Annotated in this window: 26 protein-coding genes and 2 pseudogenes; 8 read left to right on the top strand and 20 right to left on the bottom strand. The window is 61.4% G+C overall.

What is annotated here, in order from left to right; translation table 11 throughout:
- Window positions 1-145 precede the first annotated feature (145 nt).
- Window positions 146-1,540, bottom strand: a complete 1,395-nt coding sequence (locus O7A61_RS04385; RefSeq protein ID WP_337128576.1) for a dicarboxylate/amino acid:cation symporter — start codon at window positions 1,538-1,540, stop codon at window positions 146-148.
- A 219-nt stretch (window positions 1,541-1,759) separates the two neighbouring features.
- Between O7A61_RS04385 and O7A61_RS04380 the strand changes: the two genes are divergently transcribed.
- On the top strand, window positions 1,760-3,631 hold the full coding sequence (locus O7A61_RS04380; RefSeq protein ID WP_337128644.1) for a sensor histidine kinase: 1,872 nt from the start codon (window positions 1,760-1,762) through the stop codon (window positions 3,629-3,631).
- A gap of 6 nt (window positions 3,632-3,637) precedes the next feature.
- Complete coding sequence (locus tag O7A61_RS04375) at window positions 3,638-5,068, top strand: sigma-54-dependent transcriptional regulator (protein WP_337128575.1); 1,431 nt, start codon at window positions 3,638-3,640, stop codon at window positions 5,066-5,068.
- Between the two features lie 488 nt (window positions 5,069-5,556).
- Here O7A61_RS04375 and O7A61_RS32550 read toward each other — a convergent pair whose 3' ends face one another.
- The gene (locus tag O7A61_RS32550; protein WP_442921044.1) at window positions 5,557-5,742 is read right to left on the bottom strand and encodes a transcriptional regulator domain-containing protein; all 186 of its coding nucleotides are present in this window, start codon (window positions 5,740-5,742) and stop codon (window positions 5,557-5,559) included.
- A 90-nt stretch (window positions 5,743-5,832) separates the two neighbouring features.
- Here O7A61_RS32550 and O7A61_RS32545 point away from each other — a divergent pair.
- Window positions 5,833-5,928: pseudogene (locus O7A61_RS32545) on the top strand (hypothetical protein); the annotation flags it as partial.
- On the opposite strand, the pseudogene O7A61_RS04365 reads toward O7A61_RS32545, so the two are convergent.
- Window positions 5,892-6,104 (bottom strand): annotated as a pseudogene (locus tag O7A61_RS04365) (helix-turn-helix domain-containing protein); the annotation flags it as partial. The pseudogenes O7A61_RS32545 and O7A61_RS04365 overlap by 37 nt on opposite strands.
- 108 nt (window positions 6,105-6,212) lie before the next feature.
- Here O7A61_RS04365 and O7A61_RS04360 point away from each other — a divergent pair.
- Window positions 6,213-6,491, top strand: a complete 279-nt coding sequence (locus tag O7A61_RS04360) for a DNA -binding domain-containing protein (RefSeq protein WP_149906625.1) — start codon at window positions 6,213-6,215, stop codon at window positions 6,489-6,491.
- 381 nt (window positions 6,492-6,872) lie between these two features.
- On the opposite strand, the gene O7A61_RS04355 is transcribed toward O7A61_RS04360, so the two are convergent.
- The 9 genes from O7A61_RS04355 to O7A61_RS04315 all read right to left on the bottom strand — a co-directional run bounded on the left by O7A61_RS04355 (window position 6,873) and on the right by O7A61_RS04315 (window position 13,973).
- Window positions 6,873-7,034: a hypothetical protein gene (locus O7A61_RS04355; protein ID WP_337128650.1), complete on the bottom strand. Its 162-nt coding sequence runs from the start codon at window positions 7,032-7,034 to the stop codon at window positions 6,873-6,875.
- Window positions 7,035-7,135: 101 nt separating this feature from the next.
- Window positions 7,136-7,657 carry a hypothetical protein gene (locus O7A61_RS04350; protein WP_337128570.1) on the bottom strand — a complete coding sequence of 174 codons (522 nt, stop codon included), beginning with the start codon at window positions 7,655-7,657 and terminating at the stop codon, window positions 7,136-7,138.
- A 388-nt stretch (window positions 7,658-8,045) separates the two neighbouring features.
- A complete protein-coding gene (locus O7A61_RS04345; protein WP_337128569.1) occupies window positions 8,046-9,785 on the bottom strand; it encodes a relaxase/mobilization nuclease domain-containing protein in 1,740 nt (579 codons plus the stop codon).
- A 246-nt stretch (window positions 9,786-10,031) separates the two neighbouring features.
- A complete protein-coding gene (locus O7A61_RS04340; RefSeq protein WP_337128568.1) occupies window positions 10,032-10,736 on the bottom strand; it encodes a lytic transglycosylase domain-containing protein in 705 nt (234 codons plus the stop codon).
- Window positions 10,737-11,125: 389 nt separating this feature from the next.
- Window positions 11,126-11,452 carry a DUF736 domain-containing protein gene (locus O7A61_RS04335; protein WP_337128566.1) on the bottom strand — a complete coding sequence of 109 codons (327 nt, stop codon included), beginning with the start codon at window positions 11,450-11,452 and terminating at the stop codon, window positions 11,126-11,128.
- A gap of 34 nt (window positions 11,453-11,486) precedes the next feature.
- Window positions 11,487-12,047: a S26 family signal peptidase gene (locus O7A61_RS04330; RefSeq protein ID WP_337128564.1), complete on the bottom strand. Its 561-nt coding sequence runs from the start codon at window positions 12,045-12,047 to the stop codon at window positions 11,487-11,489.
- Window positions 12,044-12,508 carry a DUF2840 domain-containing protein gene (locus O7A61_RS04325; protein WP_337128563.1) on the bottom strand — a complete coding sequence of 155 codons (465 nt, stop codon included), beginning with the start codon at window positions 12,506-12,508 and terminating at the stop codon, window positions 12,044-12,046. Before O7A61_RS04325 ends, O7A61_RS04330 begins: the two co-directional genes overlap by 4 nt.
- Before the next feature lie 292 nt (window positions 12,509-12,800).
- Entirely contained in the window at window positions 12,801-13,667 is an 867-nt protein-coding gene (locus tag O7A61_RS04320) for a replication initiator protein A (RefSeq protein WP_337128562.1), read from the bottom strand.
- 24 nt (window positions 13,668-13,691) lie between these two features.
- Complete coding sequence (locus tag O7A61_RS04315) at window positions 13,692-13,973, bottom strand: helix-turn-helix transcriptional regulator (protein WP_337128561.1); 282 nt, start codon at window positions 13,971-13,973, stop codon at window positions 13,692-13,694.
- A 278-nt stretch (window positions 13,974-14,251) separates the two neighbouring features.
- Between O7A61_RS04315 and O7A61_RS04310 the strand changes: the two genes are divergently transcribed.
- Window positions 14,252-14,497 (top strand): hypothetical protein, encoded by a 246-nt coding sequence (locus O7A61_RS04310; RefSeq protein ID WP_337128559.1) that lies wholly within the window; start codon window positions 14,252-14,254, stop codon window positions 14,495-14,497.
- Here O7A61_RS04310 and O7A61_RS04305 read toward each other — a convergent pair.
- The 4 genes from O7A61_RS04305 to O7A61_RS04290 form a co-directional block, all read right to left on the bottom strand.
- A complete protein-coding gene (locus tag O7A61_RS04305) occupies window positions 14,492-15,118 on the bottom strand; it encodes a DUF2285 domain-containing protein (protein WP_337128557.1) in 627 nt (208 codons plus the stop codon). The genes O7A61_RS04310 and O7A61_RS04305 overlap by 6 nt on opposite strands.
- Window positions 15,060-15,284: a transcriptional regulator domain-containing protein gene (locus O7A61_RS04300; protein ID WP_337128642.1), complete on the bottom strand. Its 225-nt coding sequence runs from the start codon at window positions 15,282-15,284 to the stop codon at window positions 15,060-15,062. The genes O7A61_RS04305 and O7A61_RS04300 overlap by 59 nt, the downstream gene beginning before the upstream one ends.
- A 133-nt stretch (window positions 15,285-15,417) precedes the next feature.
- On the bottom strand, window positions 15,418-15,696 hold the full coding sequence (locus tag O7A61_RS04295) for a DNA -binding domain-containing protein (RefSeq protein ID WP_337128555.1): 279 nt from the start codon (window positions 15,694-15,696) through the stop codon (window positions 15,418-15,420).
- Complete coding sequence (locus O7A61_RS04290; protein WP_337128554.1) at window positions 15,689-15,847, bottom strand: hypothetical protein; 159 nt, start codon at window positions 15,845-15,847, stop codon at window positions 15,689-15,691. Before O7A61_RS04290 ends, O7A61_RS04295 begins: the two co-directional genes overlap by 8 nt.
- A gap of 37 nt (window positions 15,848-15,884) precedes the next feature.
- Here O7A61_RS04290 and O7A61_RS04285 point away from each other — a divergent pair, with 37 nt between their 5' ends.
- Complete coding sequence (locus O7A61_RS04285) at window positions 15,885-16,145, top strand: helix-turn-helix domain-containing protein (RefSeq protein ID WP_337128553.1); 261 nt, start codon at window positions 15,885-15,887, stop codon at window positions 16,143-16,145.
- Between the two features lie 186 nt (window positions 16,146-16,331).
- Here the strand turns inward: O7A61_RS04285 and O7A61_RS04280 are convergent, their stop codons facing one another.
- A complete protein-coding gene (locus O7A61_RS04280; protein ID WP_337128640.1) occupies window positions 16,332-17,546 on the bottom strand; it encodes a DUF932 domain-containing protein in 1,215 nt (404 codons plus the stop codon).
- Window positions 17,547-17,959: 413 nt separating this feature from the next.
- On the opposite strand from O7A61_RS04280, the gene O7A61_RS04275 reads away from it, so the two are divergent.
- The gene (locus tag O7A61_RS04275) at window positions 17,960-18,493 is read left to right on the top strand and encodes a MucR family transcriptional regulator (RefSeq protein ID WP_337128551.1); all 534 of its coding nucleotides are present in this window, start codon (window positions 17,960-17,962) and stop codon (window positions 18,491-18,493) included.
- Between the two features lie 98 nt (window positions 18,494-18,591).
- On the opposite strand, the gene O7A61_RS04270 is transcribed toward O7A61_RS04275, so the two are convergent.
- Together O7A61_RS04270 and O7A61_RS04265 are read right to left on the bottom strand one after the other, a co-directional pair.
- A complete protein-coding gene (locus tag O7A61_RS04270; protein WP_337128550.1) occupies window positions 18,592-18,903 on the bottom strand; it encodes a DUF736 domain-containing protein in 312 nt (103 codons plus the stop codon).
- 933 nt (window positions 18,904-19,836) lie between these two features.
- On the bottom strand, window positions 19,837-21,882 hold the full coding sequence (locus O7A61_RS04265) for a ParB/RepB/Spo0J family partition protein (RefSeq protein WP_442921043.1): 2,046 nt from the start codon (window positions 21,880-21,882) through the stop codon (window positions 19,837-19,839).
- Window positions 21,883-22,329: 447 nt separating this feature from the next.
- Between O7A61_RS04265 and O7A61_RS04260 the strand changes: the two genes are divergently transcribed.
- The gene (locus tag O7A61_RS04260) at window positions 22,330-22,737 is read left to right on the top strand and encodes an IS66 family transposase (RefSeq protein ID WP_442921042.1); all 408 of its coding nucleotides are present in this window, start codon (window positions 22,330-22,332) and stop codon (window positions 22,735-22,737) included.
- 209 nt (window positions 22,738-22,946) lie between these two features.
- Here the strand turns inward: O7A61_RS04260 and O7A61_RS04255 are convergent, their stop codons facing one another.
- The gene (locus O7A61_RS04255) at window positions 22,947-23,645 is read right to left on the bottom strand and encodes a host specificity protein (protein ID WP_337128548.1); all 699 of its coding nucleotides are present in this window, start codon (window positions 23,643-23,645) and stop codon (window positions 22,947-22,949) included.
- Window positions 23,646-24,449: the final 804 nt, after the last annotated feature.

Here is a 24,449-nt window from a genome sequence, read left to right as displayed (position 1 = left end):
CATTCCTCGACGTCACACCTCCCCTTCGGACCATGAGGTGCAAAGGTAAGCCGAGGGCTGACGGCCAGTTGTTTCGACGCCCGGCTTTGGAATGGCGCGAGTACCCGACAAGTCCGGCCGGCATATCGGCCCGAGCGGAACGATCTCAGTGAGGTTTGCCCTCGTACATATCGTTGCCCCAGAACCGTGGTCGATCGCCCGGCGAGATAGAGATATCCTGCACTTGCGGCAGCGACAGGTCTGGCTCGTCTGGCAATTGACCGGCCATGGCCGCGGCGAGCTTCGTCACATCGAGTTCCTTTTCCCAGCGCGCCACGACGATCGTCGCGACCGCATTGCCGACGAGATTGGTGAGCGCCCTGCACTCTGACATGAAGCGGTCGACGCCGAGGATCAGCGCCATGCCGGCAACCGGTACGGAGGGTACGACCGACAGCGTCGCCGCCAGGGTGATGAAGCCAGCGCCAGTGATGCCAGCGGCACCCTTGGAGCTCAGCATGGCGACGAGTAGCAAAAGGATCTGGTCGCCGAGAGTGAGCGGCGTGTCGGTCGCCTGCGCGATGAACAAGGCCGCCAGCGTCATGTAGATGTTTGTGCCGTCCAGGTTGAAGGAATAGCCGGTCGGAATGACCAGGCCGACCACCGAGCGCTTGCAGCCGGCACGCTCCATCTTGACCATGAGGCCGGGCAGCGCCGCCTCCGACGAAGAGGTGCCGAGAACCAGCAGCAACTCTTCCTTGATGTAGCGGATCAGCGCCAGGATCGAGAAGCCGTTGTAGCGGGCGACCGTGCCAAGCACCAGCAGTACGAACAGCAGTGAGGTCGCGTAGAAGGTGCCGATCAGCATGGCGAGATTGGCCATCGAGCCGATGCCGTACTTGCCGATGGTGAAGGCCATGGCACCGAAGGCGCCGACCGGCGCGGCCTTCATCAATATGCCGACAAGGCGGAAGATTGGCGCGGTCAGCGCTTGCAGGAAATCGAGGACCGGGCGGCCGCGGTCGCCGACGAGCCCCATCGCGATGCCGAACAGCACCGAAAAGAACAGCACCTGCAATACGTCGCCTTGGACAAAGGCGCCAGTGATCGTGTCGGGGATGATGTTCATCAGGAAGCCGACGATGCTGGTGTCATGCGCCTTTTCGGTAAAGGTTATCACCTTCGACGCGTCGAGCGTGGCCGGGTTGATATGCATGCCGGCGCCGGGCCGGACAACATTGGAGACGATGAGGCCGACAACCAACGCCAGGGTCGAGAACACCAGGAAATAGACCATCGCTTTGCCTGCGACGCGGCCGACTTTCTGCAGGTCGGAAACGCCGGCAATGCCGGTCGCCACCGTCAGGAAGATCACCGGCGCTATGATCATCTTCACCAGCTTGATGAAGGCGTCGCCGAACGGCTTCATCGCGGCACCGGTCTCGGGATAGAAATGGCCGAGAACAATGCCGGCGGCGATCGCCACCAGAACCTGTACGTAGAGATGCCGATATAGGGGAACCTTGCCGCGCGGCTCGGCGGCAGCGATTGCTGTCTGCATGATATCCTCCGTTGCGCCCCGATCGGGAAGCCCGACCTCCCGGGACCTTGAGCTCAACAGCCTCGCGGCTGCTGAATCGGACTTCGCAACTGGCGTGCCAGACGCAGCCTGTTACCGGTAAGTCTCTGATCTCGCCGCGTGATCTTCAATTCCCGATGCTTGCCGGCGGGCAAATAGTGCGGCCGGCCGCACAAATCGGATTGCCCGTTGTGCGAAGTTATGCACAACTGGGCGATGCTACAGCGCCGCGCCGACCAATCTTCGACGCAGGAGCAACTCGGCAGGCGTGCGGGCCGAGCCTGGTTCGCTTTCGCGGCAGTAGGGCTCGCGATCATCGCGGCGGCGCTCTATAGCGCCGGTCTCTACGCGCAGGGCATCGAACTCAAGGCGCTGGCGGCGCAGGGGCGCACAGATGTCAACCTGAAAGTGGCGCTACTGGGCGCTGTTCTGGAAAATCCACGCGCGCTGCCGCTGTTGCTATCGCAGGACCAGCAGGTGCACGATGCTCTGGCACGGCGCGATCCCGTCGCGATCAATGTGCTGAACCGGAAGCTCGAGGGGCTGGTCTCCGGCACCAAGGCATCGGTGCTCTACGTCACCGGCGCCAATGGTGTGGCGGTCGCATCCAGCAACTGGCGCGAGCCGAACAGCTTTGTCGGCAGCGACTACGGCTTTCGCGCCTACTTCTCTAGGGCGATGCAGACCGGAACAGCCGAATATTTCGCGCTCGGCAATGTCAGCAAGCGTGCGGGCCTTTACATTTCGCGACGTGTCGGCAATGCCACAGCACCGCTCGGGGTCGTCGTCATCAAGATGGAGTTCGATCAGATCGAAGCGAACTGGCTCGAGGCGAATCGGCCGACCTATGTCAGCGACGAACATGGTATCGTGCTGGTCACCAGTATTCCATCCTGGCGTTTCAGGACGACAGCAGCTCTTGCTGGGCCTGACCTTGTCGCGGTCCGCGACAGCCAGCAGGTCGGCCATGCGCCTCTGACGCCGTTACCGATCACACGCCCCGAGGTCTTGAGCCAGGATGTATCGATTGTCCACGCCATGGTGCCAGGCGGCAGCGACGCGGAATATCTGCGCCTCTCGACCCAGGTCCCCACGACAAGCTGGCGACTCGACTATCTCCTACCTGCGGAAGCACCGCTAGCGGCCGCTGTCCGCGGCATGCGGCTCCTGGCGCTTGGCATCGTGCTTCCGCTTCTGAGCCTGGCTGCTTATCTGCTCTGGCGCCGGCAATCGGCGCAGATGAGAATCGCGACCGAACAGGCGGCCCGCTCTGAGCTCGAACGCCGCGTCGCCGAGCGAACAGAGGATCTAAGCCGCGCTCGCGATCGGCTGCAGTCCGAGATCATCGGCCACCGCAGCACGGAAGCCAAGCTCCAGGTGGTACAGCAGGATCTGGTCCAGGCAAATCGACTGGCCATCCTGGGGCAGGTCGCGGCCGGCGTTGCGCATGAGATCAATCAGCCGGTTGCCACCATCCGGGCCTATGCCGACAACGCCCGCGTCTTCCTGGAGCGCAAGCAAACCGCTCCGGCAGAGGAGAACCTCGGCGCCATAGCCGCGCTGACGGAACGCATCGGCTCAATCACCAATGAACTAAAGGCCTTCGCCCGCAAGGGCCGCACGGCCGCTGCGCCGGTGGACTTGCGCGGCGTCATCGACAGTGCAGTCGTCCTGCTGAGAAGTCGTTTTGCGGCCCGGCTCGACGCGCTTGTCATCGAGCCCGCGCCTGCCTCCTTCAAGGTCATGGGAAACCGGGTCCGGCTCGAACAGGTGCTAATCAATCTCTTCCAGAATGCCCTGGAAGCGCTTGACGGCTGCGATCACGCTAGGGTGGACGTCTCGATCGATGAAACGGCCGATGGTGTGGCGCTCAGCGTGTTGGACAACGGGCCCGGCATTCCGCCGACCATCCTGAAGTCGCTGTTCACGCCGTTCAACACGTCGAAGGAAACCGGCCTCGGCCTTGGCTTGGTGATCTCGAAGGAAATCGTCGCCGACTATGGCGGCCGCATCGAGGTAGAGAGCGGCGAGAGGGGCACCTGCTTCACCATACATCTTTTGAAGGCAGCGTAGTCGAACATGACGCACCAGAGCCCAGCACCAGTGATACTAATCGAGGACGACCGTGACCTCCTGAAAGCCACCGCCCAGACGCTTGAGCTGGCCGGATTCTCGGTGTCGGCCTTCTCGATGGCGGCGAAGGCCTTGGCCGGGATCGATTCCGATTTTGCCGGTGTGGTGGTGTCCGATATCCGCATGCCCGAGATCGACGGGTTGCAGCTTTTCGACCGCATCCTGCGGCTCGATCCGGACATCCCCGTCATTCTTGTCACCGGCCACGGGGACGTCGCAATGGCTGTCAAGGCGATCAAGGATGGCGCTTACGACTTCATCACCAAGCCGTTCGCCGCTGAGGGCCTGGCACAGAGCGTGCGGCGGGCCGCGGAAAAGCGGCGTCTGACGATGGAGAACCGGGCGTTGCGCGAGGCGGGTGAGCTGGCACAGGACAGCCTGCCGCTGATCGGCCAGACCCCCGCGATGGAAAGGCTGCGCCGCACCTTACGGCAAATTGCAGACACCGATGTCGACGTGCTGGTAACCGGCGAGACCGGCTCCGGCAAGGAGGTGGTGGCCGGGCTGCTGCATCGCTGGAGCCGCCGCGCCAAGGGCAATTTCGTCGCTCTCAATTGCGGCACCCTTCCGGAGACGGTGATCGAAAGCGAATTGTTCGGACACGAGGCCGGCGCTTTCACCGGCGCGCAAAAGAAGCGGATCGGCCGTGTCGAACATTCAAGCGGCGGCACGCTGTTCCTCGACGAGATCGAAAGCATGCCGGTTTCGACACAGGTGCGCATGTTGCGGGTGTTGGAAATGCGCGAGGTCATGCCGCTTGGCACCAATGACGTGAGGCCGGTGGATCTGCGCGTCGTCGCCGCCGCCAAAGTTGATCTCGGCGACCCGCGCCAGCGCGGCGATTTCCGGGAGGACCTCTATTACCGGCTCAACGTGGTCACCGTCTCCATTCCACCGCTGCGCGAGCGCCGCGATGATGTCGCTCTTCTGTTCGGCTACTTCGCAGAGCGCGCCGCAATCCGCTTTCGTCGCCCGGTGCCCGCCGTGCCAGCCGCCGTCCAGCACCATCTCCGGCAACATGATTGGCCCGGCAATGTTCGCGAACTCGCGCATTTTGCCGAGCGCTTCGTGCTCGGGTTGGAAGAGATCGGTGGCAGCTCTTCTCTTCGGCCGGCCGATCCGGACACCGTCGTGTCCTTGCCCGAGCGCCTGGAGCGCTATGAGGCACACATCATCCGCGAGACGCTCGGCCGCAACGGCGGCGATGTCAGGCGCACGGTCGAGGCGCTCGGCATTCCGCGCAAGACGTTTTACGATAAGCTGCAGCGCCACGGCATCGTACGCGGCGATTTTTCCAAGCAATCGGGGGTCTCCGAACTGAGTGCAAAAGCGCTGGACGCACGCGAGAAAGGCAGGCGGCAGTTCGGCCCAGGCTGAAAAATCGTCCGACGCCGCTGAATCGGCCGTGTGCTGTGCTCGGTGGCGCCGCGACTGTAGTGATGATGCGAGTTGAGAATTCTCCTGTCGGGCTCCAACTTCGGCGTCTGGATCGCAGGTTAGGCGCGGCCATCCCATCCAATTCTTTTACGGTGCGAATAGCCTGCGAGACGCGCCGGTGGGTTAAGCTTATCTTTACCGCAAATCGGCAGGGTTCAATCCTGCGGTAATGTTTCGAGTACCGCGGCGCCACAAGCGCCCAGGCAACATGCCCGCGTCTCCTTGGAGGCGCGGGCTTTTCGTCCTGCACCGCTGGAGAGCGGATTGTCAGTGGCATCGACGCGGCGCGGCATAAATCTCGGGCTTCTGTCCAGCTCTGAACTCTGCTGAGTCGAGTGTGTCGCCGGGCCGGCTGCGAGGAGCCGGCGGCAGCTGTCCACCGCGTTGCGCGAAGAACCCGTGGCGAGGCCTCTGTCCAGAAGATGTGTTCAGGTGAGAGAGGCTCGGCACCCGGAATTGTGAAATCGCGCGCCCCAGCGAGCGGCGAAGTCGGGCGAGCCGGTGATTTCTCCTGGCGTGAGCGGACCTGAAGCCAGGCGCTCACATTCGGCGACGAAATCAGCGTTCCGGATCAGATACTCGGCGGCAAACGCGTCGGGTTCGTAGCCGCGCATGTGCTCGTATACTCTATTGGGTGGACTAAACCCCGAAGACCCGGGCCTCGAATCACAGCCCAAGCTACGGCACGGCCCAGCGCCGCGCCAATGACAGCGGCCCAGGACTTTCACACGCTATTGCGCCGGTCGGACCCCTGCGGAACTTGCCGTTTTGCGAGACTGATGAGTTCGCATGGGTCGACTTCAAACGCATCTGCAATTCTACCCAGAACACTGACACTGGCCGAAACCCGAGCACGCTCGATCGAGCCGAGGTAACGCATGCTCAGCCCCGAACGGGATGCCAGCTCCTCCTGCGTCAGGTCCTGATCATGGCGCAAACGACGCAAATTGATCGCCAAGATCTCCTTGAGATCCATGACGGACTAGGAATCAGAAGAGGAACTGACGTTCTAGGAATGATCGTTCCTATTCGCTATACTCAGTGCACGTCCGAAGAGTGCTCGTTGAAGGGGGGAAGTCGTACTGTGCTGAAACCGTTGCTCGATCCCGACGTCGCCGACGTCGCGCCAGACGCCCCCATTCTGACCGGCTACGACGAGGAGCGGCTGCTCACCTACATCCGCCTTCTCGATGCAGCAGCCGAAGACGCCGACTGGCGCGAGGTGGCCAGGATCGTTCTGCACATCGATCCCGCAAAGGAGCCGGAACGGGCATTCAGGGCGTGGGAGACGCATCTCGCTCGCGCCCGGTGGATGACCACCAACGGCTATCGCTACCTCCTGGCCGGCGGTGCACCACACTAAGGCACGCCAACCGACGCTGTGCTCATTCAGCAAAGCGGTTTGCCGAACCTTTGACTACCCAAAGGAACAGTTGCCTCGGAAGCTGATGGCGAAGCTCGCGGCAGACCGCGGGCGGGCAGTGGGGACCGCTGCAATGTACAGCGATTGGACCGATCCGGCAATTGGAGATCTTCAATTGTCCCTGCGCTGCGGCATCAAAAGCCACCACGTTCGTTTCCTGCCGGAAGGGCCGAATGGTTTACGCCAATAAACGGCCTGGGTGAGCTGGTTCACAGGCCGGATCAGTTTGGCTCGACCGCATTGAATACACAGTTCAGCGGCCCCAGCATCGGCTGCGCGTGCAAGCCGGCGCGTGATGGGTCGTCGCCTTGGACATCAGAGCTATTCACCCGGCTCATCTGCACTGCCGATCTTGTACATACGATTTGGGGTGACAATCGGTGGGCAATGGTCGGGAATAACGAACCACTTCCAGCCGTTTTCGAGCAGGAATCCGTATGTGCCGCCGTCTGCGGCGAGCGCTGCCTCGGCCTTGCCGATCACGGTCTCATGTACATCAGCGCGTCGCCGGCGAGGACGCCGCTACCGAACAGCCGCTGACCGACAAGTTCTGAGAGCCTCAAGCTGAAGACGTAGAGGCCAGCCTACAGACCCGTCGGCATCAGGCCGGCTAGCCAGTTCACTGAGCGTTTTGCGGCCTCGGCGATCGCCGAGACGGCGCGGCCAAGATCGGTCTCGACCACCGCATATCCGTTTTTCGTCCGATAAAGCACGCCGGTCCCGCCATCGACCACCAGTTCGTAGGCGACAGGTCGGGCGGCGGCGGCCTCCGTGGCCGTGGTCGGTGAACCGACCGGCACACTGGGGCGATGGCTGAGCTCTGCCGGCAGCGCTCTTTCAGGCTCAGTGGTTGGGCTCGTAGACTTCAGTTTCGGGCGGGAAGCGGTCGCGGCCCCTTTCGCGGTGGACGACGACCCTTTGGTGCGGCAGATGCCGGAGACGAGCGGGTAGTCGAAATTGCGCTCATGCAGGATCTGGCTCTTCATCGCGGCTTCGCACTCGGCGATGGTCGACCATTTAGCCGGCGTCTCGCCGATATATTCGCACAGCTTGGCGTCGCAGTCGCAGCCGACAATGGTCATCGCGACGAGGGCGATCTTGGTCATGGTCTTGTCCCTTCGATATGCCCTCCGGCAACCCATTCATGCATCGGGGCAGCGAGCGTCCGCGCGGCGGTCAAGAGCAGGACGCGCAGAGTGTCAACTCTGGATCTCAGCTGTTTGAACAAGGTCGTCGTCTGTTTGAGATACCCAGATCGCAGGATGTTGCCGCCAAGCCAACTCTGCATTCGCGCGCGCATGGTCTCTCTGACGACGGTGACATGTTGGTCACATTCTTCTTCAGATTGATCAGCAGGGGACAGACTGGGATACGGCGACCTTTTTTTGTCGGGAGAAGTCAGACTCAAGAGCCGCGCCGACTGCGCAGCAACGGGGTTGCTCCTATGAAAAAAGGGGCTCGACCGGACTATGTCGCGTACCTGACCAACCAGCCTCATAGCCCGAGCCCTCGTTTCCTGCCTAGTGTCCAATCCACACCACCCCCGGCCCGCATGACGCCGGTAACATGCCTGCCCAGGTGAGTCTCGAGTCGGGGTGACCAAGGCACAAGCTTGAAGCCGAGCCCATCGTCGATCATCGCGAAGCGGCCTGTCGCAAGAGAGAAGCGCCGTCGGCAGGCACCAGCAATTTGGTCACCTTCAGCTGCCTTCGCGAATACCAGACCTGTCGCGGCGGCTAGCTGCGCGCCCAGTGCATCAATCTCGCGACCGCGAAGCTCTGCAATTAGGTTGCGCGCGAATATGACACGTTCAGCCTCACGCCGCGCCAAGCCTTGCTCGACCAGGTGTTGGGTGCGGTTCTCCAGCGCCTGTCTAACCTCCTGTGCAAATCCGCCCTCGCCTAGTCTGGCTGGCCGATGCGCCACCAGTTGCCGATCGAGCCACGTCGCGCCGTCAGCACCGACCTGTTCTTTGATCGAAAGATCCGAACGGACAGCAAGGGCGACCCGGCTCCGGCCCTGCCCGTCTTCGTAGCGCCGAAGCTCGACAATCGAACCTGGTGCAGAATCTCCCGTGGCATCCAGATCTTGAAACCGGATGTAGTGGGTGCGGCCATCGATGCCGTCGACAATTGCGTACGCAGACGCGCGCAACTCGTCATCGAGGCCTCGGCCCATGAGCCTGCCGATGATGGGCGCGTCGCTCGCCTCGCCCGCAAGAACTTGGTCGGCAGCGCCTCTGTCGAGCCCATGTTCGGCCAGCGTGCGATGCATCCGCTTGATGATGTCGTTGCGCTCGCCAAGCGCCCGCAGGGTGGCTTCGGCTTCGGCGACCATTGTCCACTGGCCTCCACCGATCGGGTGCGCGAGGCCGAGGCTTTCCAACTTTCGTAAGCGGCCGACTTTCACCGTGAGATAGTCATCAGGCTTCCGACCTCCGATAGGGGCGACGTCGACCATGCCATGCCTGTCGAGTTCACGAACAAGCTGGCGGTCGAGTTCCGTCCAGCGTTCGGCTTCGATTTGTCGATGGAATGTGCGATCAATTTCACGATCGGTCCTTGGCCCAAGTTCCTGAGTGATCAGATCCTGCGCACGACTGCGCATCCCATTTTTTATGTAGTCGCGAGAGATGACGAGATCCTGACCGTCCCCGGATCTGCCGCGCAGGATGATGTGGACGTGGGGATTGTCGGTGTTCCAATGATCGACGGCCAGCCAATCTAGAGTGGTGCCAAGGTCCTTCTCAGCCTGCACCATCAGATCGCGAGTGAAGGTCTTGAGATCGGCCATGTCGAGGGCGTCTTGGGGCGAGACGATGAAGCGAAAATGGTGCCGATCATCCGCGCACCGGTCGGCGAAATCTTTGACATCGACATCGTCGGTTTGCAGTCCAAACATGCGCGCCTTCTCGCCGTCGCGGGTGACCCCTTCGCGCCGCAGATAATTGAGGTGTCGGGCAAGCGGGCCATTCTGTCGCTTGTGACGGACCACGAGCGCCTTGACTGTGCAGGAACGAGAGCGGCGGCTGATGAAGCGACTGGCGCGAATGCTCGCCACCCGGCCGCGTCCAAAATAGGAGCCGTGCCCGTTCGTGATTCTGCCATGGCGAGAAATCCTCCCCCCAGCTTTCCGCGCGGCGGCAAGCGCTTGGGCGATGAAGGGCCGTGCCCTTTGGCTTTGGCGCGAGCGGATACGGCCGGGCCGCACGCGGAAATCATCGTCACCTCTCACGACAATTCCCCCGCGATGTGCGATCCACGCTGAAACCGTTGCAGAATACCAATTCGCGCGATGTGCGTGTATTTCTGGCGATGTGCGCAAAGCTCGAGAAAAGCCAATCAAAACAACCGACCGACCGAGCCGCACATCGCGGCCTTTTATCTTGCCATCCCTCGCCGACCTCCCTAGCCGCCAGCACTTCCGCCGCCCATTCCGCGACAAAACAGGCCAGAACCAGATCGACGCGAAATCCAGCGCTCATCGAGATGCACCGCGCGATCGTGGGATGAAGAGGTTGTTCGCAGCCGGCTTTGGGGTGGGATAGGCGTTTGTGCGCAAAGTAGCCGGCTCCGGCTCAAGCGCTGTGAGATCGCTCAACGTCGCGTCGCTCTGTGGCGGCATTGCGACTGAACGCATCTGCGCGAACACCGTTTGGTCGACGGAATCGAAACCTCTTTTGTCTCGCCATTCGATGTCATTTATCCGAGCAAACTCGCGAGCAAAAAGCTGCGAACGATCCGCGCTCGACCGCTTTCCCAATCGTCCCAATTGGGGCGGGATCGCAACAGCTCCCTTGATCAACGGCATCAGCTTCGCAACGTAGTCGATCGTTTCGCGAGGCAGCGGACGACCGGTTGAAAGATGCTCCTGGTAGCGTTGTGGTCCGGCGTTGTAGGCGGCAAGAAATCCCTTCGGACCGAAACGATCGAGCATCTCGCGAAGATACGCGGCGCCAGCCAGGATGTTGTCTCGCGGATTGAACGGATCGGTTCCGAGACCCTGTTTGACGCGCAGTTCTTCCCAGGTGGTGGGCATGATCTGCATCAAGCCCATGGCACCCTTTGGCGAGAGAGCACGCACATCGGCGGCGCTCTCGACATACATCACTGCGCGTATCAAGCGCTCGGGGAGATCATAACGTTTCGCGGCTTCACAGATGTAAGCGGACCACGTCCCGCTCATCCCGATCGCTCTCCCGGCGCAGGATTTTAGCAGGTATGATGGAGGTTCTGCTGCCGGGCTGGACACAGAGACAAACATGAGCAGCGCGCATGCCGAAAGCGTCGACATACGTAGGCGAGTGACGCGTGGACCACAGTCCCGACCCGTCGAGAGACTGCCGCCGTGCTCGCTTCCGTCAAGGGCAAGGCTTCGCCGACCGACCATGCTTCTCATGCAAGACTGCAGCGCAAGCAGCGCCTCAGTCGATGGAGAACCGTTCGGCCGCCCTTGACCTCCGCTGCGCGCGACGGCCGCCTGACAGGCGATCGGGTCGAAGGGTTTGACCGGCATTCGATCGATCAAAGGGTTTGCCATGGCAAGATCGATGGTGCGCGATCGAAACATCGAACTCAGGCCCGTTCTTCGCGCTTCGACGGCCGGCTCCAGTGCAGATTCCAGACGTCCTTTTCCGTGGGGACCTGGAACAGGTTGGCGCGTATTGGCTGCGTGAAGGACGGATCGTCGATGAGCACCGAGAGGTAGGCGCCTGCCTTCTCCCCGGTGCGGTCCCACGCCGCGCCGATTTCGACGCCGTCGCAGTAGATGCGGTGTTCGGGGGCATTTTCCGCGTCCGATTTCTCGACAGGCAGGATGGCGAGCTTGGCGTCGATCGTCAGCGTGACGATGTTGCCGAAGAAGCCGTCATCGTTGCGGGTAAAAATGCCGATCTGACTCATGCGACTGTCCTTTCAAGGTGAGGGAGACGAGCCATCACGGCTCGTCGGGAGCCGGTTCGCCGGAGGCATCCGGCGCCGGGAAAATACGGTTGGTGGTCCAGAGGGGGACCGCGCGACCAACGATGTCGGTGATTGGGACTGGGCCGAAATACCGACTGTCAAAACTGTCGGCGACATCCCAGTTCATGAGGAACACTTCGCCATCGGCAAGCACACGACAGCCGCGCCAGACCGGCAGTGGTCGACCCTTGCTGTCGTGCTCGATCGCGGTTCCATAGATCTTGCCGTGCGCGATGATGGCAGCGCCATCACGACAAACGGTTTGTCTGCCGAGCGCCAGGACGTGCTTCAACAGCGGCACGCCGCGCGGCAGATATCGGCGCTCTGCAAGCAAGCCGGCCAGGGGTTCGGGCGGCATGACGACGGCGATGTCGCCGACATCGATCTTGCGGACAGGCGCGATGCGATAGAGCCCGATCGGAACGCTGGCCGAGACATTCCAGATCAGCCACGGCGTATGTCTGCTCAAGGCCGGAGCGACGGCAAGGGTCGCGCCGGCGAGCATTGCCGCGAAGATCCTGCCGCGCGCGCTCATGGCTCGATCCGGCGGCGCAGCAGCCATGCTTCATGCCGCTGCCGTGTGTAGGGCCGAGGACTTTCCCGCGCGGCGAGCCGGCTATGGACATGTCGCCAGTATTCCGGTGGAACGTCTGCAGCGTCGAGATCGAGCGCTTCGACGGCATCGATGATCTCGAGCACCCGCTCGACCTTCGGCCAGCCAATGGCGGTCAGTAATATGTCGGCGCCGGGCCGCACATAAGCGATCGTCGAGCAGCGTTTGCCCGGGCCGACGGCGTGCAGAATGTCGATGCGCGAAGCGATGGTACCGAAATCGTTGGCCCTCCATCGAACGAAGGCGAAGATGCTGCCGGGCGCGAACGCGACGACGCGGCGGCTTTTGTCGATGATCCTGTTCTCGACGGTTCTGCCGAAGCGGATGTAGTTCTCGATCCGCTTCTTCAGCCAGAGCAGTTCGACATGTGTGAGCTCGTTCATGCCGCCCTCCCTTGCGGGAGGCGAGCAGTCGGAACGGCGTGCTTAGGGAAAGACCGGCTGGTACGAGAACGGATTTTGATCTTGCCAAACGTGAACCGGCGCTCAGGTCGTTCACAGCTCGTCGGATGTGCACTTGCCGTTAGAAAGAATCCAAAGGATTCGACGTTAGGTAAGTTAGAGGCGCGAATTCGTCTTTCGATTCCACGGGTTGATTGCGGTTTGGGTTCCCGAAATGACGAGGATCGGGTTCCTGAAATCCCGTGCCGTCGGGTTCCTGAAATGACGAATTGATTCACAGCTTGTCCTCCGCTGCCCTGGCCTTGCCGAAGCGATTGAAAGGGTCGGGATGGCAGGCCTTGAAAGTGAGCAGAGGTTCGCCGGCCTGCGTCACACCCAGCGCGAGTCGATAACCCGGCAAGGATTGCCGGCGAACGATGCCGCGAACTTCGAATGCGAAGCGCTTATAGGTAGACAGGCTGCCGGATTTCACGTGGAGATGGCGCAAGTCGAACGACCAGCCATGCGCCTGTCGGCCGCCGTGCTTGCGCACGAGGCGATAGAGCCAGCGTTCGATGCCTCCGGTCAGCTCGAAGTAGGCGCGGTCAATGGTGAGCACGAAGGCATCGACCATGATGCCGGCGTAGAACCAGTCGGGCAGGACAAGCTCGATGCCAAGCGGTCGAGAGCGATGGTCGGCCCGTTCCTTCCATTCGTTTATCCAGGAGAAGCGGTGCATGCGCCGCTCGGTGGGTTGGCGGATCGAGGTGGCGACAGTGGTCGCCTGGAGACGGTCGAGCGCCGCCTTGAGCAGCAGATACTCGCGGGCGGACGTGCCTCGTCCGATGAAGGTGAGGATTTCGTGCGGCGTCGCTGCCATCATGCGCGAGGTCCGCAGTCCCTTGTCACGAGCATCGACAATCTGCGAGGCGGCCCAGATCAGGATGTCGGCATCCCAGATAGTCGCCATCCCGTGCTCGATGGTTGCCTCGACACGGATGGCAATTTCACCCATGCGGAAATCGATCGGTCTGATGCGGCGCGATTTGGCCAGCGAGAAGAATGGCCAGGCCATCAGGTCCTGTGCATCGCGCAACGCCATCTTGCCGGGACGCGCATGAAACAGCGCAATCGGCTCCAGGTCTGTCGGTGGTGGTCGCATGTCCAAATCCGCAGAGCTGGAAGTTCAGCGCGATTTGCCGGCATACGCCGGCGCCCGCGCCGCGTGCGGCTTGGCGGGCGGAACATAGGTGGCATTCGTGTCGCTGGTGGAGGTGCGCGCGCCAAGCTCGATCCAGGCATGCAGGTCGGCGATGTCGTAGAGAACGCGGCCACCGACCTTGCGGTATTTGGGACCAGTGCCATAGGTCCGGTGTTTTTCCAGTGTCCGGGCGCAGAGGCCAAGGATAGGCGCGGCCTCCTTGGTCCTAAGATATTTTTGGGGCGCGTCCGCGGGACCCTTCGACATTGCTCGATCTCCATCCGGTTCTGCTGTCGTCCTGGCCTGCCGGGACGCGCAAAACGGACGATGGCCGAAATGAGAAAAAGCGAGGGAGGGCAAAGATGCGAGTGGGTGTTTTTGCGCCCTCCGGCTGCACGGCGTCCGCGCTCACGTTGCCGCAGACCTCATCTGGGTGAGCCCGGCCGATACATTTTTGGGGCTGCAGGCGAGCAATGATCAATACCAGGATCTGATGATCGACCTCGGATCTTGCTGTGGCCTCTTACCGGCAAAGGGGGCACGTCATGCCACTCGTCAGCTTCTGCCTGGCCGAAGATAAAGCCGGAAAATGGCAACTCGCTTTCGATCGCGAAGCACTCCACCTTCGAGTGGAGTTCATTCGCTTCGGCTCTACTCCCGTGTCCAAAGGGTGGATGTCAGTTGAGGATTTTCTGGCGTGGACGCCGCGCAATCCTCTTCATCGCCAAGCGTTGGATTGCTTCGTTGGGTTCCTAGCGAAGGCTATTGCTGATGAGAGCCCAGCCTCATAACCCGGTTTTGCGGCGGCGGCTTTGAGGATAGACGATAAGGCCGCGATAGCCGCCGGCGATCAGGCGGTCGGCCCGTCGCAGGATCGCCCGTATCTTGTGGCGAAGGTGATGGTCGCGCCAGTCACGCGGTGCGATGGGCTCGCGCGCCAGCAGCTCCTCCGCGAGCCGTCGGTAGGGAACCCGCGCGCGCCTTCCATCGACAGCGCGCAGATTGAGGATGTGCCTCAACTTGCTTTGCAGAGGTAGGGAACCGTGGCGGACGCCGGCCTGTCGACCATTCAATGCGCGCCAGAAGCCGCGCGCGGCGTCGAGCCGTATTTCAAAATTCGCATCGAGCGGCAGGACAACAGCATTGATGTCGAGCAGGCTTCCTGGTTCAGCCGAGACGATGTGATATGTCTCTTGTGCCGACGGCCAGAGAGCATGAACTCGCCCGGCTTCTGTCCACCCGCGAGCCGTCCTGAGTTGAAGTCGAGCGGCCGGCAGCGACGATGAAGCGCCAGTCCTCAACCGCGTTGCGCGAAGAACCCGTGGCGAGGCCTGTTCTGTCCAGACGATGTGTTCAGGCGAGAGAGGCTCGGCACCCGGAATCGTGAAATCGCGCGCCCCAGCGAGCGGCAAAGTCGGGCGAGCCGGTGATTTCTCCTGCCGTCAGCTGACCTGACGCCAAGCGCTCACATTCGGCGACGAAATCGGCGTTCCGGATCAGATACTCGGCGGCAAACGCGTCGGCTTCGTAGCCGCGCATGTGCTCGTATACTGCCGGATCGGTCCAATCGCTGTGCATGGCCACGGTCCCCACACCGACGCCCGCGGTCTGCCGCGAGCTTCGCCATCAGCTTCCGAGGCAACTGTTGCTTTGAGTAGTCAGAGGTTCGGCAAACCGCTTTGCTGAATGAGCACAGCGTCGGTTCGCGTGCCTAGTGTGGTGCACCGCCGGCCAGGAGGTAGCGATAGCCGTTGGTGGTCATCCACCGGGCGCGAGCGAGATGCGTCTCCCACGCCCTGAATGCCCGTTCCGGCTCCTTTGCGGGATCGATGTGCAGAACGATCCTGGCCACCTCGCGCCAGTCGGCGTCTTCGGCTGCTGCATCGAGAAGGCGGATGTAGGTGAGCAGCCGCTCCTCGTCGTAGCCGGTCAGGATGGGGACGTCTGGCGCGACGTCGGCGACATCGGGATCGAGGAGAGGCTTAAGCATGGCAATCTCGTGCGCCGAGACCTTTTTCTTCGATGTGCTGCCAAATCCTGATTGGGATGCCTGGATGCACCACGGCTTTCACCTCGATGAGTTCATGCTGATCGATGAGGGCGACCAGATTATCAGATTTTCTGGTTATCTGATTTTCCATTTAATTGATCTGCCGGCTTCGTCAAGGACCGGCAAAAATGCAGAAGACGCTTCGATCACCAAGACATCTGCGTCTTGTCCAACTGATCGTCGAAAAGCGCAGGAAAGCCGGCCTGAGCCAGGCTGATCTGGCGAAGGCGTTGGACAGATACCAATCGGTGGTCGCGGCCATCGAATCCGGAGGCCGACGAATCGACGTTGTCGAATTTATCAATCTGGCCGAAACGATCGGCTTCGATCCGCACGAGGTCTTGCGTGAGGTTGTATCCGTTCAAAACGCCACGTCAAAGCGTCGCTGACGATTTGTCGCGTTTGATGACCAGCCACGCATCGCAAACTGACTGCAGTCGCATCGCGAGCCGGGCATAGCCCGGCGAGCGGCGGCCGCCCACCAGGCGCGGCCGCAACGATCCAGGTCGCGGATCGGCGGCGAATTGCGCGGATATCCGCGCGGCCGGATGTCCGGCCGCGCAGTGTCGGAACGATCAAGCTGCCTTTTCCAGCAATGCCTTCGCCTTTCCTTCAAGCTCGAGGCGGCTGTCCTGATGGGACTTGGTACGGGCGTGCGCGGTCATGCCTTGCACGAAATCAAAAATGCTTTCGGGTGGCCTACCCTCCTCGTGCAAAACCGCCTCGATGACCTTGCCCGTTTCGGCTTTGGAGAAGCCGCGCTTGCGCAGGAAGCTTTTGCGATCATCATCGCTGCGGGCGACAATCTTCTCGCGCGCCGCCTTGATGCCGGCGATGAACGGCGCCGGCGAGGAGTTGGCAAAGCTGGTCAAAGCTGGTGCCGCCTCATGGGCAAACCGTTGCGCCGCGAATTTCGAATGCCGGATGCTAATTTCCTCGAAACCTTCGACGCCCCAAATGTTGCGGTTCATGCAGACAGCGCGAAGATAGAACGACGCGATGCCAAGCGTCTTGCTGCCGACTTCCGAATTCCAGCAATAAAATCCCCGGAAATACAAATCCGGCTCTCCGTTCGGCAGGCGTCCAGCCTCGATCGGATGGGTATCGTCGACCAGGAACAGGAACACGTCGCGATCGCTGGCGTAAAGCGTGGTGGTGTCCTTGGTGATGTCCACGAAGGGATTGTGGGTCATGGTCGCCCAGTCCAGCATACCCGGTACCTTCCACATGGTGTCGCCGGTGCCGTTGCCGGCGATCTTCATGACGGCTGCGACCAGTTCATGATCCCAGATGCGGCCATAGTCAGGGCCGGTGACGGCTCGAAGCTCGAACCGTCCGTCCTCCGCCTCCAAAGTTTTGACAAGCTCGGCGCGATGGGAGAGCAGGCCGTGCTGCAGGTTGATGCCAGCCAGCGGTGCGGGAAGCTGGCGCATGTAGGTTGCGGGCGCACCGACAAGGCTGCACAGCTGGCCGAAGCTCCAATGGGTGGGGGCGATCATCTGCTCCTGACCAGGAACGATCAGTGAAAGCCGCTCGGCATTGTCCCGGCTTGCCTCGACGCGAACCGCGCGGCTCTCAACGGTGCGGGCCGTGGCACGATCCGCCCGCATGCGCACCGCATTATAAAGTTCGGTCAGCGACAGATAACGCTCATCGTCGGGGCGCGAGAACCATTCCGACGAAACGCGCCCGATGCGCTCGCCGCGCGCGATGTCGACGCCAAACGCGCTGGAAACAGCTTGCTGGTGGTGGTTGTTGTCGGCGGTGCCGATGGTCGTGGTCACGTTCATAGGGTCACTCCTGTTTTTGTCGATGCCGAAGGCATGTCCTGCGGCATGCCTTCCGGGGGCGCGTGAGCGCGCGGGAGTGATGGGGGCCATTGACGGCGCGCGGAGCCGGGCTGCACGGTCGAGCGAAGCGTAGGGGATTGATCGCGCTGTTGGTGATTGGTGGGCCGCTTTGCGAGCCGGCGGCCCTGCTCTGCACAGGCGGCAATGGCGGGGAAGCGAGGGGAAAGTCTCCTCGCTTCCCTTAGGGCAGTTGGCAGATTGTTCCGCAGTGATCACAATAGATCGCAACGACGTTTGGCCGGAATTTCGCGCATTTGGCGATTTGTGGAGCGAACAAATGATATTTCGCTTGATCTATTGTACAAATGCACAAATAGCATGGGGATGTGATTGATGACAAAGAAGGAACCTCCATGACCGTTTCCGATGAGCAACAGGACAAAACCGATCTCATGGCGATTGCTGCTGATATCGTCTCCGCTTATGTGTCGAACAATCCAGTGCCTGTCGCGGAATTGCCGAAGCTGATCGGCGATATCCATTTTGCTTTGCGAAACGTCGGCACACCCGTTGCCGAACCTGCGGTTAAACTGGAGCCAGCCGTATCGGTCAGAAAGTCGGTAACGCCGGAGTACATCATCTGCCTGGAAGACGGAAAGAAGTTCAAATCGCTGAAGCGGCACCTCGCTACCCGTTACAATCTGAGTCCTGGGGACTATCGGCACAAGTGGAGCCTGCCTGCCGATTATCCGATGGTGGCGCCAAACTACGCCGCCGCTCGCTCCGCGATGGCGAAGGCAGCCGGGCTCGGGCGCAAGCCGGCGGCACCAGAAGCAGCCAAGGTGGAGAAACCGAAACGGATGCCGCGCGCCGCGCCCGCCGCGGTAACGGCGCCCGCCGCAAAATCGCCTGCCAAGAAAACGCGCAAAGTTGCTGCGAAGGGCTAGCCTGCTGCGGCCAATTGCCTATTGTCCGGCGGTGGCGGACTGAGCATGGTGAAGCCCCGGCGCTGCGCGCCGGGGCTTGTTTTTTGGTTAGGCCGATTTCACTCGGCGGTGCGGCGGGACCAGATGAGCGAGAACTCGCCCTGCGTTTCGGTCTCGACCAGGCTGGCATAAATCGGAGCGGGGAAGCTTGGATCGTCGAGTTTGACCGAGTGATAATCACGTCCCTCGCGCGAGGTCTTCTTCCATGCCGCCCCGAATTCAGTGCCCCCGGCGAAGATGCGGAAGTCCGGACCCTTTTCGTTGTCGCCATCGGCGGGGATGAAATCCACGGTCTTGACGTTGAGGTTGAGGGTCTTGACGGAGCCCTTGAAGCCCTTGCCGGTGCTGGTGAAGATGCCGATCGTAGCCATTGCGGTGGTTCCTTCTGTTGATCGGGCCGCGCCCATCGCGGCCTCGATGGGGGTCGTGAGACCGGGGACGATCGGATCCGCACCCACCGGGGTCCCCGTTGCGCTTGCGCAATGGGGTGGTCCTCAGGGCTGGAACGAAGTGAAAGGCGGCTGACGCTGGCTTTTTTGTCTCGCGATGCAAAGCCGGCCGCTTGGGCCGGCGGCGGAAAAAAGCCAGCGGCGGCCGTTGCGGGAAGACGATCGAGGCGAAGCCGGTCTTCGGTCAGACCAACCCATCCGAGGGCGCCGTGGGCGTGGCTTGCCAGCAGATGAAGAGGAACCGCCGCAATCGCGGTCGACTGGATTCACACCGCAACAGGCTCTTGGATCGGTGCGGGAGCCTATTCACGGCAAGGCAGGGATCACTTCACCGCGGAAATATGATGGTGGCAATGGAAGGTCCAGGCTTGTCGGCGCCCTTGCCCTGCACCCCACTGCATTCGATGCGACACGGAAACAATACGCGCACCGAGGCAGCGACTAACGCCCCATCTTACAGAAGATCCGAGTTGTCGCGCTCCGATCCAAGCGAGCCTGGTCGAGACCACAGCGCGGCACGATACATTTGCACCTGATCCTGCGCAGCGTCGCCGCGTGATCCGCCAACCGGGAAGCTTGCGTGCCTCGCCGGAGCTTCGGCGGGAGAGTCCGCCAGCATCGTCGCCGTCGTGGGTTGACGCGCATTACGCGTTATCGGAGTGGCCTTTTCGTTGCTGCGACCGATGGTGTCGTGCTGTCGAGGTCCCCGGCCGCGCTTCCGCGCGGCCGGAAAATTCTCCTACCTGTCAAAGATGCTAACCGGAGCCACTGATGCGGCTCCGGCCTTTGCCTATCACTCGGCCGCAATGTAGAAGGGTTGGCCTTCCTCGGCCATGCTGCCGCTGTTGCCTGCGATCAATCCGTTGCATCCAGAGGTGCAAGGTCTCCCGCTGGCGGTTCGTTCGCCTCCTCGCTGCGAGCGTCACCTGTCTCGGCAAGCACAGTGGGCTCCGTTCGCATCAGCGGCGGCAGCCAACCGGTTCCGGCGAGCAACTGCTCGGCGGCTTCGGCCATCGGCTGCTTCTTCAAGGCAGCGAGCCTTTCCGCCGCCTCTTCGCTCACTGCCTCGCATATGGCGGCGAGGATATGTGCCTTGGTTATGCGCCCGAGGTAGGTGCGTACCGTCGGCGCCCAGTGGGCGGTCATGTCGAGGCTAAGCGCCGCTGCCAGCCTGTCGGCCGTTTCATGAGCGCACGGCTTGCGCTCCCAAGGTTGCTTCATGGCGTTGACCGTGAGTGAGGCGCAATGCGCAAACAGCGCCATAACACTGGCATGGTCGAGCGAAGCGATGAAGCCCCATAGGTTCGCCACATCACCGGGCATATCCGCTGCCCATCCTGCGTGGCGATCCGCAAGAGCCTTGGCCGCTGCCGTGTCCTCGATGCCATTCGCGTGGCCGGCAAGGTAGGTGCTGGTTGGCCGGATTTCCAAGCAGTGCGCTTCTGCGCCCTGATAGAAAGCCTGTGCGGCGAGCGTATGCGTCACAGCAAGAAGCGCAATGTCCGGGTGTTCGCCGAGTGCGAGACGGAGACCGAGTGTGCGGTGGGCGGTCAGGTCGCGGACGAGAAGATCGGAAAGCGGCTTGCCAGCGTCCTGCGTTTCGTCGTCGCTATCGCCATCGCGTTCCGGACCGATACCTTCCTCGATGATCTCACCATCATCGTTGATGGTGTAGCCATCGCTACCTTCTTGCGCTTGCCTTTCCGGCTGATCGTCTTCGGCGCGGATGAAGCCGCGTTCGATGCGCGCCGTCCCGTCATGGGAAAGCACGACAAACACACCACCGTGCGTGATGACATCCGGGTCGTAGGCGTGACGCAAAGCGTCGATGCGCTCGAGTTCAGCCTCTAGTTTGCCAAAGCGCTTGTCGACATCATCGGGAAGTTCCTCGGCGCTGCTCCATTCTTCCGTCAGCCGGTTGAGCTCGTCGGACGCCGCCGCATAGGCGGCTTCGTCTTCCTCCGACAGAGCGACCGGCTGCGCATAAATGCGGCGCAGGCCATGCGCATGCGGATAGTCGATATGGACATCAGCCCATTTCCAGCCTTCGGCCTGCCTGACGCTTTCCGCGAAGCCTTGCAGCTTTTCGATGACCATTCGGTCGAGCAAAGCCGCGTCATCGTAAAAGCCGCCGCGATCATCCGTGAACAGGTCGCGGATGATCATACCGCCCGCGCCGATGTATGCCTCCGCGCCGATGAAGACGGCGCGGCGGTCGGCGGCCGCAACATGGGTCTGTGTAAGCTGGCGGCGGATCATGTAGGGATCGCGATTGTAGGTGAGGTTGTCAAAAACCTGCTCCTGCCGTGCATGATCCTCAGTGATGGTGAACGCCATCAACTGATCGAGGGTCAGATCACCATCGCGATAGACCTGCATCAGCTTGGGGCTGACAGAACCGAGGCGCAGGCGCTGCCTCACCACGTGTGCTGTGACACCGAAGCGGGCGGCGATTTCTTCCGCGCCCCATCCCCGTTCCTCATTGAGGCGACGGAAGGCCTCGAACTGATCCGCTGGGTGCATCGCCTCGCGGGTGACGTTTTCATCCAGGCTGATTTCGTGGGCATCGTTGACGGTGTCGATGATGCAGCGGACAGGTTCGGTTTTCTTGATCTGCTTGCGCTTGACACGAAGTAGCTGCGCAAGCCGGCGACCTTCGCCGATGCTGACGAGATAGAAACCGGTTTCCCTGCCCTCGCCGTCAAGCTCCGGTTCAACTACAAGGTTTTGCAGTATGCCCTTGGCGGCGATGCTCGCCGCATAGGCTTCTATGATCGCCTCGCTGTGAGGGGTCTTGCGCGCATTGCGGGGCGACTTTTTCAACTTGTTCAGCGGAATGAAAACCTCGGTGCCGCTTGCGCTGACATTGGCGGTTTCAACGTTCTTTGCATGGATGGTCATGGTTCTGGTCCTTTCCCGTTACATGCCGAAGGCATGCCCCTCGGCATGCCTTCCGGGGGCGCGTGAGCGCGCGGCAGAGAGGGGGGCGAATGCGGGCGAGCGGAGCTGGGCTGCGCGTCGAGCGGGGCGGATCGTGTCAGCTCAGACGATGTGGATCAGCGCCGCCTTGCGAGCGGGCGGCCCCGCCCTGCGCAGGCGGCAATCGCGGGGGAGAGATGGCCAAGACCATCTCTCCCTTCGCCCTTCGGCTCATAGGTAGAGGAGATATATAGCTGACAGACCGACGATCGAATTTTTGGGCAATTCCCACATGAGCGGGCGGTTGGCTTGTGGGACGAAGTGAATAATTCTAACTGCTTCACGCTGACCATTTCCGCACCGCATTCCGAAACTCGTCAGGTGCGCCAAGCTCGGCTTTGATCACGCCGAAGCGGTACATGAACAGTCATGCAGCCGTCACCGAACGACTCTCGTCAGCTGGCATATGCGTCCCATTCACGAGCGGCGGCTGGAGAAGCTGAAGGCCCGCCCAAGCTCTTTGTCGGGCAGTTATGGGCCTATGCCCGCGATGACCGGCCATGGCAGGGCAGCGAACCGCCGGGTGTAGCATATGTCTATGCGCCGGACCGCAAAGCCGAGCGGCCGATTGCCCATCTCTCCGGCTTTAGTCTAGCGGCTTCCAGCAGGTCGAGGGTTATGGCGGCTATCGCACGCTGGCCGAGAAGAGTGCCTTCTGCAGGGCACACGTCCGCCGGCGCTTATGAACTGGCAGTTGCCGGTCCAGCGCCGATCGCCAGCGAGGCGCTGAGGCACATCGGCGAGCTCTATTCAACCAAGGCTCGAACTCGGCCATGATCGGCCGGCTCCTCTCCTGGCGCGCGACGCGGCGGCCGTTGCGCTACAGTCGAGGAGCCACAAAATGACAACCAGGCCGCTGACGCGTGGGGTTGCTGCCCGAGCGCGTTCAGCCATCTCAAGCGTCGGATGAGATAGATGGAGCTTTGCTGAGAGCCGGAAATCGGTTCGGATCCACTTCCCTAGTCCTCAGCTCGGCTGTGTAGCGCTCACCTTGTATAATCATCTCGCGTCCGCGGCGCACGGCCCCGCTCGATATTACGGTCCCGCTCGATATTACCGTCCCGCTCGATATTAAGGCGTTCGAAATACCAGGACGGATCATCATCATCGGACGAGTCTGTCTCTACGCTTGCTTCCCTATGGTCGTCACCGCTCTTGGAAAGATATAGCGTAGGCTTGTCTGTCCGCCGCCATTCACCGTCATCATTATTCCATTTTTCCGGATGCTGTGCAGGATCAAGGACCCAGTTATCTCTTCCCACATGAGCAAAACCCATCTGCGTGAGACGGCCCTCTGCCCCCCTAGCGGCAGGGCGTGACAGGACCAATGGGCGTTCGCCGTCAAGCCGAAGTTGATGCTCAAGCAGGATATCACCGGCATTCTCGACAAGGGGGTGAGTAACCCGAAGAGCTACTTGGGAGGTGATTTCAGTTCGCCCGGGAAACTGGGCGTGAAACCGTCCACCACCCGGGGGGACCCTCAAGCTGCCTTCTGTCTTCAGAAGGCCAACGCTTTTGTCGCCTAGCTTATAGCTGAAATATCGTGCCTCGGCCGCATCGTTGTTGGTGTTGGCGTAGCCTCTAGCAACGTTTGCCGCGCTCAAGGCCTTTAGCGACACGAAACCCGAGTACTCTTGCGGATTATCGGCAATGTGCTTGATATCATCGCCATAGAAAGCCTTCACTTCTCTCCTGAAGGTGGACCTGTCGATCTCCTCGATCGGAGGTTGCGAAGTCAGGAAATATGACCGCGGCTCTCCCGAGGATGAACTTGGGCGAAGATCGGACGCCACGCCTGCAACATTCTCCGCAAAGCGGTCAGTATCTGCTGCCCGATTTGATCCGCCGGCCCGGTTAGGACTTGGGGACCGGCTGGACGAGGCATTGATTCGGCCGTACATCAGATTCGCTCTCCTGTCGGTAGGTTTGAATGGCACCCGGGCTGATTGTTCCCAAGCACTGAAGAGCACGCTAGACCGGTTAGCTGACCATAAGCTTACGCGTGGATTTGAATTCGTTGCGTTTAAGCTAGGAGCCGGTCCGAGTAGTCACTGGTTAAGTTGGGACGGGTCTGATTCCTTGCGGATTTATGAGCAAGGAATTTCGCCCCTGGAAGATTGATGAGGCACAGCTTCTGCCGCCGAGCGTGCGGGATTACGTGCCCAACCGACGATTGAGTTTTGGGCAATTCCCATATGAGCGGGCGGTTGGGTCTGGCTGGTCGGACGAAGTCGATAATTCTAACTGCTTCACGCTGACGATTTCCGCAACGCATTTCGAAACTCGTCAGGTGCACCAAGCTCGGTTTTGATCACGCCGAAGCCATACATGAACAGTCCATGCAGCCATCACTGATCGACTCGGTCGCGTCCCCACAGGTGGTGTAGCTCGGCGGTAGCGAAGCCGCTCGCGAGCGCGCCCTCAACAGCGCTGTAGCGAGCGAGCTGCTTTGCGGTGGTCATCGACAGTTCGCCGGTAAGGTCGGGTTG

This window comes from Mesorhizobium sp. Cs1321R2N1, assembly GCF_037179725.1.
GTDB classification, from domain to species: Bacteria; Pseudomonadota; Alphaproteobacteria; order Rhizobiales; family Rhizobiaceae; genus Mesorhizobium; species Mesorhizobium salmacidum.
This window is presented reverse-complemented; position numbering and strand designations above follow the sequence as displayed.